The sequence below is a fragment of the Massilia sp. Root418 genome (assembly GCF_001425265.1).
Taxonomy (GTDB): domain Bacteria; phylum Pseudomonadota; class Gammaproteobacteria; order Burkholderiales; family Burkholderiaceae_D; genus Rugamonas.
This window is the reverse complement of record NZ_LMEC01000003.1, coordinates 55,354-68,333: the sequence shown is the minus strand read 5'-3', so window position 1 is coordinate 68,333 and position 12,980 is coordinate 55,354. Positions and strand designations below refer to the sequence as shown.

The window sequence follows — 12,980 nt, the reverse complement described above, 5'->3', positions numbered from 1 at the left end:
TGTCGTGGAAGGGAAGGGTCTTTAGTTGGCCAGGCGCGATTCGTACAGCGCCGCCACCAGGTCGGACTGGGTGACGATGCCGGCGAAGCGCTGTTCCTCGTCCACCACCGGGATATGGTGGAAGCCGGCGTCCGCCATCAGCGGCACCAGGTCGATGATGGGCGTGGACAGTGTGGCAGTGGCCGGACTGGTGGTCATGATCTGGCCCACCACTTCGGCTTTCTCGGTGTGCGTCACGCCGGTGCGGCGCAGGAAGCGGCGCAGCTTCTGGGTCACGCTGCGGTAGTCGTCCAGGCCGCTGTGGTCCAGGAAATCGCTCTGCGTGACGATGCCGATCACGCGCCGCGCGCGGTTCAGCACCGGCAGCGCGGCCACCTTGTGGGCGCGCATGTCGTGCCAGGCCTTTTCCAGTTCGGTGCCGAATTCCGCCGTCGCCACGTCCTTGGACATGATGTCGCCGCAGGAGATCACGCCGAAGCGGCGCTGGTAGGCGCGCATCTCGGTTTTCAGGAAGATCTCCTCCAGGTCGTCGCGGCTCACGTCCAGGACCTGGTTGTATTGCTTGAGCACCGCGTCCAGGTCTTCCGGCTTGAAGCCCAGGCGCAGCGTGGGAACCGGGTCCTGGGTGGCGTGCGGATTCGCGTGCGCCGGCTGCTGCAGGTGCGGATAGCGGCGGCCGGTGAGATTGTTGTACAGGATGGCCACCGCCACCATCATCAGGGAGTTGATCAGCACCGGCACCAGCGGGAACTCGAAGCCGGCCGCGTGCAGGGCCGGGCCGCCCATCACCACCGTCAGCGCCACCGCGCCGCCGGGCGGGTGCAGGCAGCGCAGCACGAACATGGCGCCGATAGCCAGCGCCACGGCCAGCGCGGCCACCGGCACCGAGTCGCCCAGCCAGCGCACGCAGGCTGCGCCCACCAGGCCGGACAGCACGTTGCCGCCGATCACGGACCAGGGCTGGGCCAGCGGACTGGCCGGCAGGCAGAACAGCAGCACCGCCGAGGCGCCCATGGGACCGACCAGGAACAGGTGCGACGGTTCATTGGGCAGCAGGTAGCGGCACAGCAGGCCGGTGATGAGCAGCGCGAGGATGGCACCGCTGCAGGCGCGGGCGCGCTCGCGGAAGCTGGTGTGGCTGGGCGCGGGCAGCAGGGAAGCTAAAAGATTCATGTAGGCAATCCGTGGGAAACGAGGTGCAGAGGTAATTCAGTCGTGAATTTTATCTGTTCCATGGAGAAAGCGGACGACACGCCCGTCAGCTGCACGGCCTTGATCAGTTTCTTGTAGAAACGGTCATAGCCTTCGATGTCGGTGGTGACTACCTTGAGCAGGTAGTCGATGTCGCCGCTCATGCGGTGGAATTCCTGCACTTCGGGCAGCGCCTGCACGGCGGCGGCGAAGCGCGCCAGCCATTTCTCGTCGTGCTGGCTGGTGCGCACGCTGACGAACACGGTCACGCCCAGCCCGGCCTTGCGCCGGTTGACGATGGCCACGCGCTTGTCGATATAGCCTTCCTCCTCCAGCCGTTTCAGGCGCTTCCAGCACGGCGTGCTGGACAGGCCCACCTTCTGCGCCAGGTCGGCTATCGACAGCGTGCCGTCCAGCTGCAGGGCGCCCAGGATGGCGTAATCGTAACGGTCTAGCTGGTTCATTCTAAAAAAATGGAAAATATAGGACAGACATTCCGCATTATGCGCCTTTGGAGTGTGATTTTGGAATATATGATTCCGCCCCAGTGCGTAAGCTGTTGAGTATCAGAAATCCGCATACGGCCTCATCCATGACTTCCGACATCTACCTGGACGGCAACGCCACCAGCCCCGTCCTGCCCGCCGCCATCGCCGCCGCCGTGCGCGCCATGGAAGACTGCTACGGCAACCCCAGCAGCACGCACACCACCGGGCTGCGGGCCAGGGCGCTGCTGGACGGCGCACGCCAGCGCGCCGTGCGCCTGCTGGGCGTGGAACAGGGCCGGCTGATGTTCAACAGCGGCGCCACCGAGGGCATCCAGACCGCCGTGCTGTCGGCGCTGTGTGCGCTGCGCGAGCGGCGCGACGCCGGCGAGGCCATTGGCGCCTTGCTGGTGTACGGCGCCACCGAGCACAAGGCGGTGCCCGAAGCGCTGGCGCACTGGAACCGTTTGCTGGGCCTGAATCTCACCCTGAGCAAGCTGCCGGTCGACAGCGAAGGCCGGCACGACCTGCAGGCGCTGCGCGCCCTGCTGCCGCAAGCCGCCATGCTGTGCACCATGGCGGCCAATAACGAAACCGGCGTGCTGTCCGATATCGCCGGCATCGAAGCGCTGCTGGATGAGGCCGGCAGCAGCGTCTATTGGATGGTGGATTGCGTCCAGGCGCTGGGCAAGTTCCGCCTGCGCCTGGCGCGCAGCCGTATCGACTACGCGCCTTTTTCGGGCCACAAGCTGTATGCGCCCAAGGGCATCGGCATGCTGTACGTGCGCGAGGGCGCGCCGTTTACGCCGCTGATCGTGGGCGGCGGGCAGGAGGGCGCGCAGCGTTCGGGCACCGAGAACATGGCCGGCGTGGCCGCGCTGGACGCGGTGCTGGCGGCGCTGGAGCAGGGCGGCGTGTTCCGTCCGCACGACGTGCTGTGCGCCTTCCGCGAGCGCCTGGCGGCCAGCCTGCGCCGCGCGCTGCCGGGCGTGCTGTTCAACGCCCCCTTCGAGCACGCGCTGCCGACCACCCTCAATTTTTCCGTGCCCGGCTTGTCCAGCAAGGAGCTGATGGATGTCTTCGACGCGGCCGGCGTGCGCGTGAGCTCGGGCAGCGCGTGTTCGGCCGCCAAGGCGGCGCCCAGCTATGTGCTGCAGGCCATGGGCGTGCCGGACTGGCGCGCCGCCAGCGCTATCCGCATGTCCTTCGGGCCGCTGGCGGACGAAGCGTCCATCGCGCGCGCCTGCGAGCGCATTGAACGCTGCGGCGCCGCGTTGCGCGCCAGCGGCTTGATCGCGCCGGACGGCAGCCTGCCGGCGCAGGACGGCGTGCTGCAGCTGGGCAGCGGCGGCGCGTGCAGCTGGCTGCTGCACGACGCGGCCAGCCGCAGCTGCGTGGTGATCGATCCGCAGCCGGAATTCGCCGAGCGCATCGCCGCCCACGTGCGCGGCCTGGGCTACCGCGTGCGGGCCGTGCTGGGCACTTCGCCGGGGGCGGACGTGGCGACGCTGTCGCGCGCGCTGAACGTGGCGCCGGGCGCGGACGCATTCGGCTGGCCGCAGGATGGCAATGGCAATGGCGATGGCGGCGGCGAGCTGCTGGCGCTGGGCGGCCTGGCCTTGCGCCGCGTGCTGGTGGACAGCCAACAGGCTGTGTACCTGCTGGGCGAGGCCGCGCACGGCGCCTTGCCGGCCGCCGTGCGCCACGCCTTCATCGGCACACTGGCGCCGCAGCAGGTGGCGGGCCTGGTGCATGCGGACACTTTGCTGTGCGCCGCCAGCGACGCGCGGCGGCCGTTCTGCAGCACGCTGCGGGCGCTGGAAGCAGATCAGGCCGCGTGCGGGGACCAGGCGCAAGGCCAGGCGCAGGACGGCGACCTGCATCTCGACGCGGCGGCGCTGCAGGAACTGCTGCGCCGCCATCCGGACGCGGTGCTGATCGACGTGCGCGAAAGCCACGAGCATCTGCTGGGCGTGCCCGCGCCGCTGGAAGGCAACGTCCTCAGCGTGCCGCTGGGCCAGCTGGCCGGCCAGATCCCGGCCTGGCTGGACGCGTCCGTGCCGGTGCCGCTGGTGTTCTTCTGCCGCAGCGGCAACCGCAGCACCCGGGCCGCGCAATGCCTGCGCCGCCTCGGCTACGCGCAGGCGTACGACCTGGCCGGCGGCATGGCGCTGCAGGCCCCGGCGCCGCACGCGCTGGCGCTCGCTGCCTGACAAAACCGCGCGCCGCGCGCCGCGGAAGTTGATGTAGGGAACCCATCGTTCCGCCAGCGCTACTGCTGAGTGTAGGTATTTCTGTACGTCAGCGCACCGTCACGTGCCGTGCGCCTGCGTAACATTGCTTGGACCATACTTGACAATGCTTGTCAGGGTAGATTGCGAGGTCCAAGTTGAATGAACATCCGATACTGTTGCCAAGTGCGACGATAGGTTTCCGAGAAGTCAGCACCGGCGCTTTGCAGGACGGAGCGCACGACGGCGACTCCCCCCTGCGTGCGGAGCTATTCAGCGCGCAACAGATGGCGGCGCACGGCAAGACGCTGGCCGAGACCCATGAACTAAGCAAGCGCGGCGGCCCGGACCGCCTGCTGGCGCGGCTGGCGGAGAACGCCGGCGTCATCGCCCAGACCTGCGACGAGCTGACCGACGCCGTCAAGAACGCGCGCCAGATCACGCCGGCTTCCGAGTGGCTGCTGGATAACTCCTACCTGATCGAAGAACAGATCCGCATCGCGCGGCGCCACCTGCCCAAGGACTACAGCAAGGAGCTGCCGCGCCTGTCGAAAGGCGCGCCGGACGGCACGCCGCGCGTGTACCAGATCGCGCTGGAAATCATCGCCCACGGCGACGGCCGGGTCGACCCCGAAAGCCTGTGCCGCTTTGTCGACGCCTACCAGGAAGTGTCCACGCTCAAGCTGGGCGAACTGTGGGCCATTCCCATCATGCTGCGCCTGGCGCTGATCGAGAACCTGCGCCGCGTGGCCGCGCGCGTGGCCGAGAACCGCATCGAGCGCGACCTGGCCAACAGCTGGGCCGACCAGATGATGGAGACCGCCGACAAGAACCCCAGCGGCCTGATACTGCTGGTGGCCGACATGGCGCGCTCCAACCCGCCCATCACCAGCGGCTTCGTGGCCGAATTGGCGCGCCGCCTGCAGGGCCAGAGCGCCGCGCTGACCCTGGCGCTGACCTGGATCACGCACCGCCTGGCCGAATCGGGCCAGACCATAGAACAGCAGATCCAGACCGAGATCCAGCACCAGGCCGCGGAGCAGGTTTCCATTGCCAACAGCATCGGCAGCCTGCGCTTCCTCGGCACCATGGACTGGCAGGAGTTCGTCGAAACCATGAGCGCGGTGGAGCAGACCCTGCGCCTGGACCCGGCCGACATCTACGGCGAAATGGACTTCTCCACCCGCGACCAGTACCGCCACGTGATCGAGAAGCTGGCCAAGCGTTCGCCGCACAGCGAATCGGAAATCGCCGTGATGGCGCTGCAGCTGGCCAGCGCGCGGCGCGACAGCGCCGATCCGCGCCAGGCCCACATCGGCTACTACCTGGTGGGGCGCGGCGCGCTGGCGCTGGAACAGCAGGCCGGGGTGCGCCTGCCGCCGCTGGCATCCCTGCAGCGCACCACGCGCGCCTCGCCGCTCACCTCCTACCTGGGCGCGATCGCCGCCATCACGGTGGTGGTCACCGGCCTGCTGGTGGAGCGCGCCGGCAACCAGGGCGTGCAGGGCTGGCAGCTGGCGCTGCTGGCCGTGCTGGCTTTCCTGTGCAGCAGCCAGCTGGCGCTGGCGCTGGTGAACTGGCTCGCCACGCTGCTGACGCGGCCCAACCCCTTGCCGCGCATGGACTACAAGCACGGCATCCCGTCCGACGCGCGCGCGCTGGTGGTGGTGCCGACCCTGATCTACAGCAAGGAGAATGTGGCGGAACTGTGCGAACAGCTGGAAGTGCGCTTCCTGGCCAACCGCGACAGCAACCTGCGGTTCTGCCTGCTGACCGACTTCCCCGACGCGAAAGAGGAAGTGCTGCCGGGCGACGCCGCCCTGCTGCAGCAGGCGCAGGAAGAAATCCGCCGCCTCAATGCGCTCTATACCGCCGGTGCGGACGCCACGCCGCGCGGCGCCGCGCCCACCGCCGGGCCGCAGGGCAACGCGGCCGCCGGCCCCTTCCTGCTGCTGCACCGTCCGCGCCTGTGGGACGCGTCCGAGAGCGCGTGGATGGGGCGCGAACGCAAGCGCGGCAAGCTGGAGGACCTGAACCGCTTCCTGCGCGGCGGCGCGCGCGACCGCTTCGCACTGGTGGTGGGCGACACCAGCGACCTGGAAACCTTCAAATACGTCATCACGCTCGACACCGACACCCAGCTGCCGCGCGACGCCGCGCGCCAGTTCGTGGCCACCATGCAGCATCCGCTGAACCGGCCGGTGATCGACCCGCGCCGTAACTGCGTTACCGACGGCTACGGCATCTTGCAGCCGCGCGTGGCGGTCAGCCTGCCCAGCGAGCAGGCCTCGCGCTACGAGAAGCTGTGCGGCGGCGAGCCCGGCATCGACCCCTACACCCGCACCGTATCCGACGTCTATCAGGACGTGTTCTACGAAGGCTCCTTCATCGGCAAAGGCATCTACGACGTGGACGTGTTCGAGCGCGTGCTCGGCGCGCGCCTGCCGGACAACCGCATCCTCAGCCACGACCTGCTGGAGGGCTGCTACCTGCGCGCCGGCCTGCTGAGCGACGCCCAGCTTTACGAGCAGTACCCGGCCCGCTACAGCGACGACATCAGCCGCCGCCAGCGCTGGATACGCGGCGACTGGCAGCTGCTGTCCTGGGTGGCGGGCAAGGTGCCGCTGCGCGGCAGCCAGCGCGAGCGCAATCCGCTGTCGGCCCTGTCGCGCTGGAAGCTGTTCGACAACCTGCGCCGCAGCCTGGTGGCGCCGGTGCTGACGGTGTCGCTGCTGCTGGCATGGAGCGCGCTGCCCCAGCCGTGGTTCTGGACCCTGGCCGTGCTGGCCGTGATCCTGGTGCCGCCGCTGGCCAGCTCGCTGTACGACCTGGCGCACAAGCCGCGCGACACCCTGTGGACGCAGCACGTGAACGCCACTGCGCGCCGCAGCGGCATGCAATTCTCGCACGCGCTGCTGACGCTGGTGTTCCTGCCCTACGAATCCTTCTTCGGCCTGGATGCCATCGCGCGCGCCATGTGGCGCACGCTGGTCTCGAAGCGCAAGCTGCTGCAGTGGCGCGCCTCGGCGCTCAGCCGCGGCGGCAACGAACTGTCCGACTACTGGCGCACCATGTGGGCCTCGCCCACGCTGGCGCTGGTGGCCGGCGTGGCCCTGCTGGCCTGGCGTCCGGACGCTTTCGGGCCCGCGCTGCTGTTCCTGGCCGGCTGGCTGGGCGCGCCCGTGGTGGCATGGTGGATCAGCCAGCCGCTGCGCCGCGAGCAAGCCGCGCTGAGTGCGGAGCAGAACACCTTCCTGCATATGCTGGCGCGCAAGACCTGGGCTTATTTCGACACCTTCGTGGGCCCGGAAGACAACTGGCTGCCGCCCGATAACATGCAGGAGCATCCGGTGCAGGTGATCGCCCACCGCACCTCGCCCACCAATATCGGCATGGCGCTGCTGGCCAATCTCACGGCGCACGATTTCGGCTACATCTGCGGCGCGCAGCTGGTGGTGCGCACCGCCGGCACGCTGGACGCCATGGCCAGGCTGGACCGCCACCAGGGCCACTTCTACAACTGGTACGACACGCTCACCATGAAGCCGCTGTACCCCATCTATATCTCCACGGTGGACAGCGGCAACCTGGCGGGCCATCTGCTCACCCTGCAGCAAGGCTTGCTGCAGCTGGCGGACCAGCCCATCGTGGCGCCGCAGGTGGTGGACGGCATCGGCACCTCCATCCTGGTGCTGATGGAGGCGGCCGCACAAGTGCCCGGCGGCGGCGCCGACGTGCCGGACGAACTGCTCCAGCTGCAGAAGGACATCGCGCCGCTGCGGCCCCTGTATCCGGCCAACCTGATCGAGCTGCACGCCTGGCTGCAGCGGGCGGTGGCCGCCAGCGCGGCGTTCCAGCCGGCCGATGCCACGGTGCAGCCGTGGGCCGCCGCGCTGGCCGTGCAGTGCAAGGCCGCGCTGGACGACCTGCTGCTGCTGGCGCCGTGGATCACGGCCGGCGAGGTGTTCGACGCCAACCTGCTGCGCATTCCCACCCTGCGCGAACTGGCCGCCATGCCGCACGGGATACAGGGTGCCCAAGGTGCCCAAGGTGCCCAAGGCACCCAAGGCACGCAGGGCGTGTCCGCCCAGTCCGACCTGGCGCCGGGCGAGCGCGAACGCCAGCAGCTGCTGGGCGGGCTGGTGGCGCAGGGCGCCGCGCACGCGCGCCGCCGCATGGAACAATTGCAGGAGCTGGCGCGCCAGGCGCAGGACTACGCCCAGGTGGAATACGGTTTCCTGTTCAACCCCACCACGAATTTGCTGGCCATCGGCTACAACGTCACCGAGCGCCGCCTCGATGCCAGCTATTACGACCTGCTGGCCTCCGAGGTGCGGCTGGCCAGCTTCGTGGCCATCGCCCAGGGCCAGCTGCCGCAGGAGCACTGGTTCGCGCTGGGCCGCCAGCTGTGCATGTTGGGCGGCAAGCCGGTGCTGCTGTCCTGGAGCGGCTCCATGTTCGAGTACCTGATGCCGCTGCTGGTGATGCCGAACTACCCCAGCACCTTGCTGGACCAGACCTACAATTCCGTGATCGCCGCGCAGATCGACTACGGCAAGCAGCGCAGCGTGCCGTGGGGGATTTCCGAGTCCGGCTACAACACGGTGGACGCCGCGCTGAACTACCAGTACCGCGCCTTCGGCGTGCCCGGTCTGGGCCTGAAGCGCGGCCTGGCGGACGACCTGGTGGTGGCGCCCTACGCCAGCATGATGGGGCTGATGGTGCATCCGGAAGCGTCCTGCGCCAACCTGCAGAAAATGGCCACCATGGGCTTCATGGGCCGCTACGGCTTCTACGAAGCGATCGACTACACGCCGGCGCGCCTGCCGCGCGGCCAGCAGCACGCGGTGATCCGCTCCTTCATGGTGCACCACCAGGGCATGGGCTTGCTGTCGCTGAGCTATCTGCTGCACGACAGGCCGATGCAGCGCCGCTTCGAGGCCGACCCGCTGCTGCAATCGACCCTGCTGGTGCTGCAGGAGCGCAGCCCGCGCGCCGGCGCCTTCTATTCCAACACCGCCGAGCAGGCCGCGATCCGCACCGTGGCGCAGGACCAGGCGCAGCCGATGCGCATCCTGAACCAGCCCAACCCGCCGGTGCCGGAAACCCAGCTGCTGTCGAACGGCCGCTACCACGTGATGGTGACCAGCGCCGGCGGCAGCTACAGCCGCTGGCGCGACCTGGCCGTGACCCGCTGGCGCGAGGACAGCACGCGCGACAACTGGGGCAACTTCTGCTACGTGCGCGACCTGGACGACGGCACCTACTGGTCCACCACCTACCAGCCCACGCTGGCCGAGCCGCGCAAATACGAGGTGATCTTCTCCGAGGGCCGCGCCGAGTTCCGGCGCAGCGACCGCGACCTGGAGCTGTACACCGAGATCGTGGTGTCGCCGGAAGACGATATCGAAATGCGGCGCACCCGCATCACCAACAAGTCCGAGCGCCGCCGCACCATCGAGGTGACCAGCTTCGCCGAAGTGGTGATGGCGCCGGCGCCGGCCGACGCGGCGCACCCGGCCTTCTCCAAGCTGTTCGTGCAGACCGAGATCCTGCCGCAGGAGACCGCCATCCTGTGCACGCGCCGCCCGCGCGGCAAGGGCGAGCACATGCCCTACATGCTGCACCTGATGACCCTGCACGACGCGGCCATCAGCAACGTCTCCTATGAAACCGACCGCGCGCGCTTCATCGGCCGCGGCAACACCGCCGTGGCGCCGCGCGCCATGAAGGAAGCCGGCCCGCTGAGCGGCGCGGAAGGTTCGGTGCTGGATCCCATCGTCTCGATCCGCTACCAGATCGTGCTGGAGCCGGACGAATCGGCCACGGTCGACATCGTCACCGGCATGACGGACACCCGCGAATCGGCCCTGCACCTGATCGACAAATACCAGGACCGCCACCTGGCCGACCGCGTGTTCGAACTGGCCTGGACCCACAGCCAGGTGGTGCTGCGCCAGCTCAACGCCAGCGAAACGGACGCGCAGCTGTACGGCCGCCTGGCCAACAGCGTGATCTACCCGAACGCCGTGCTGCGCGCGGACGCCGGCATCCTGAGCAAGAACCAGCGCGGCCAGTCCGGCCTGTGGGCCTATGCCATTTCCGGCGACCTGCCGATTGTGCTGCTGCAGATCCGCGACCCGGCAAACATCGAGCTGGCGCGCCAGATGGTGCAGGCGCACGCCTACTGGCGCCTGAAGGGCCTCACGGTGGACCTGGTGATCTGGTACGAGGACCTGTCCGGCTACCGGCAGGCGCTGCAGGATCAGATCATGGGCCTGATTGCGTCCGGCATCGACGCCCAGGCCATCGACCGCCCGGGCGGCATTTTCGTGCGCATGGGCGAGCAGATCGCGCCCGAGGACCGCATCCTGCTGCAGTCGGTGGCGCGCGTCATCATCAGCGACCAGCGCGGCACGCTGGCCGAGCAGATCAAGCGCCCCGGCACGGCGCCGCTGCGCATGCCGCCGCTGATGGCGGACCCGCGCGGCGAGTACGACGAGGCCGGCCCGCACACGCACACGCCGCAGGGCCTGCAGCTGGCCAACGGCATCGGCGGCTTCTCGGCCGACGGCAGCGAGTACGTGATCGTCACCAGCGAGGCGCAGCGCACGCCCGCGCCCTGGTCCAATGTGCTGGCCAACCCGCAGTTCGGCAGCGTCATTTCGGAAAGCGGGCAGGCCTACACCTGGCAGGAGAACGCGCACGAATTCCGCCTCACGCCGTGGCATAACGACCCGGTGTCTGACGGCAGCGGCGAAGCGTTCTACCTGCGCGACGAGCAGAGCGGCCGCTTCTGGTCGCCCACCGCCTTGCCGGCGCGCGGCAGCGGCGACTACGTCACCCGCCACGGCTTCGGCTACAGCACCTTCGAGCATACCGAGGCCGGCATCGCGTCCGAGCTGACCACCTTCGTGGCGCTGGACGCGCCGCTGCGCTATACCGTGCTCAAGGTGCGCAACGACTCGCAGATACCGCGCCGGCTGTCGGCCACCGGCTATGTCGAGTGGGTGCTGGGCGACATGCGCTCCAAGTCCGGCATGCACATCATCACCGAGCTGGACCCGATCAGCGGCGCGCTGTTCGCGCGCAACCCGTACAACACCGAGTTCTCGGGCCGCGTGGCCTTCTTCAACGCGGACGCCGCCACCCGCTCCATCACGGCGGACCGCACCGAGTTCCTGGGCCGTAACGGCACCCTGGCCAACCCGCAGGCGCTGCACCGCGTGCGCCTGTCCGGCAAGGTCGGCACCGCACTCGACTCGTGCGCCGCCATCCAGGTGCCATTCGACCTGCTGCCCGGCCAGGAGCGCGAGATCGTGTTCCTGCTCGGCCTGGGCGGGCGCCGCAACGCCGACGCCTCCAGCCTGGTGCAGAAACACGGCGGCCAGGCGGCCGCGCGCGACACGCTGGCCGCGGTGCGCGCGCACTGGGACAAGACCTTGGGCGCGGTGCAGATCGCCACGCCGGAAGCGTCGCTGGACGTGATCGCCAACGGCTGGCTGATGTACCAGACCATCGCCTGCCGCATGTGGGCGCGCAGCGGCTACTACCAGTCCGGCGGCGCCTTCGGCTTCCGCGACCAGCTGCAGGACGCCATGGCCATGGTGCACACCGAACCGCAGCTGCTGCGCGACCATATCGTGCTGTGCTGCGCGCACCAGTTCCTGGAAGGGGACGTGCAGCACTGGTGGCACCCGCCGTCGGACCGGGGCGTGCGCACGCACTGCTCGGACGACTACCTGTGGCTGCCGCTGGGCGTGGCGCGCTACGTCACCACCACCGGCGACCTGACGGTGCTGGATGAAGTGGTGCACTTCCTAGAAGGCCGCCCGGTCAAGCCGGAAGAGGATTCCTACTACGACATGCCGACCCGCTCGGCCGTTACCGGCAGCGTGTACGAGCACTGCGTGCGCGCCATCCGCAACGGCCTGCGCTTTGGCGTCCACGGCTTGCCGCTGATCGGCTCCTGCGACTGGAACGACGGCATGGACAAGGTGGGCGAGGAGGGCAAGGGCGAAAGCGTGTGGCTGGCCTTCTTCCTGTACGAGGTGCTGCAGCGCTTCGGCGAGGTGGCCGACCAGCGCGGCGACGGCGCTTTCGGCGCCGAGTGCCGCGAGGAGGCGCGCAAGCTGGCCGCCAACGTCGAGCAGAACGCGTGGGACGGCCAGTGGTATCGCCGCGCCTATTTCGACGACGGCACCCCGCTCGGCTCGCACGAGAACGAGGAATGCCAGATCGATTCCATTTCGCAGAGCTGGGGCATCCTGTCGGGCGCGGCCAGCAAGGAGCGCGTGCACGGGGCCATGGCGCAGGTTGACCAGCGCCTGGTGCGGCGCGACTTCGGCCTGATCCAGTTGCTCGATCCGCCGTTCGACAAGGCCGACCTGAATCCCGGCTACATCCGCGGCTACGTGCCGGGCGTGCGCGAGAACGGCGGCCAGTACACGCATGCGGCCATCTGGACCGTGATGGCGTTCGCCAAGATGGGCGACGTGGAGAAGGCGTGGGAGCTGATGCGCATGATTAATCCGGTGCAGCACGGCAGCACGGCCGAATCGAGCGCGGTGTACAAGGTGGAGCCCTACGTGGTGACGGCGGACGTGTATGCGGTATCGCCGCACGTGGGGCGCGGCGGGTGGAGCTGGTACACCGGTTCATCGGGCTGGATGTACCGCCTGATACTGGAGTCCCTGCTGGGGCTCACGCGCACGGCGGACAAACTGTCGCTGGCGCCGCGCATTCCCGCCGCGTGGCCGGGCTATACGCTGAGCTACCGTTACGGCGCCAGCGTGTACACCATCGAGATCAAGCGCGAAGGCGCGGCCGGCCTGACGGTGGACGGCGCCCTGCAGGCGGGCGCCGACATCCAGCTGGTGGACGACGGCCGGCCGCACGCGGCCACGCTGGTGCTGGCGCCTTAGGCGGAGGCGTAGCGGGCCGGCTTTGGCGGGTTACGGCTGCGCCTAACCCGCCCTACGGTGCAGCGGGGCAGGGCGCATGGCGTCGGGCGTCGGGCGTAGGGCGGGTTAGCGCGCAGCGCGTAACCCGCCGAGATCCGCCGAGATCCGCC

General features: G+C 69.0%; 4 protein-coding genes. 2 read left to right on the top strand and 2 right to left on the bottom strand.

Annotation, left to right across the window (positions count from 1 at the left end):
- Nucleotides 1-21: 21 nt before the first annotated feature.
- On the bottom strand, nt 22-1,173 hold the full coding sequence (locus ASC94_RS06740) for an HPP family protein (RefSeq protein WP_056392591.1): 1,152 nt from the start codon (nt 1,171-1,173) through the stop codon (nt 22-24).
- Nucleotides 1,170-1,655: an Lrp/AsnC family transcriptional regulator gene (locus ASC94_RS06735; protein ID WP_056392588.1), complete on the bottom strand. Its 486-nt coding sequence runs from the start codon at nt 1,653-1,655 to the stop codon at nt 1,170-1,172. The genes ASC94_RS06740 and ASC94_RS06735 overlap by 4 nt, the downstream gene beginning before the upstream one ends.
- Before the next feature lie 128 nt (nt 1,656-1,783).
- Between ASC94_RS06735 and ASC94_RS06730 the strand changes: the two genes are divergently transcribed.
- Nucleotides 1,784-3,889, top strand: a complete 2,106-nt coding sequence (locus ASC94_RS06730; protein ID WP_056392586.1) for an aminotransferase class V-fold PLP-dependent enzyme — start codon at nt 1,784-1,786, stop codon at nt 3,887-3,889.
- Nucleotides 3,890-4,131: 242 nt separating this feature from the next.
- Nucleotides 4,132-12,831: a GH36-type glycosyl hydrolase domain-containing protein gene (locus ASC94_RS06725; RefSeq protein WP_373888102.1), complete on the top strand. Its 8,700-nt coding sequence runs from the start codon at nt 4,132-4,134 to the stop codon at nt 12,829-12,831.
- Nucleotides 12,832-12,980: the final 149 nt, after the last annotated feature.

What these genes read in the sequence shown, in the direction of transcription:
- ASC94_RS06735 (WP_056392588.1), bottom strand. Translation starts at nt 1,655, where the DNA reads ATGAACCAGCTAGACCGTTACGATTACGCCATCCTGGGCGCCCTGCAG.
- ASC94_RS06740 (WP_056392591.1), bottom strand. Translation starts at nt 1,173, where the DNA reads ATGAATCTTTTAGCTTCCCTGCTGCCCGCGCCCAGCCACACCAGCTTC.
- ASC94_RS06730 (WP_056392586.1), top strand. Translation starts at nt 1,784, where the DNA reads ATGACTTCCGACATCTACCTGGACGGCAACGCCACCAGCCCCGTCCTG.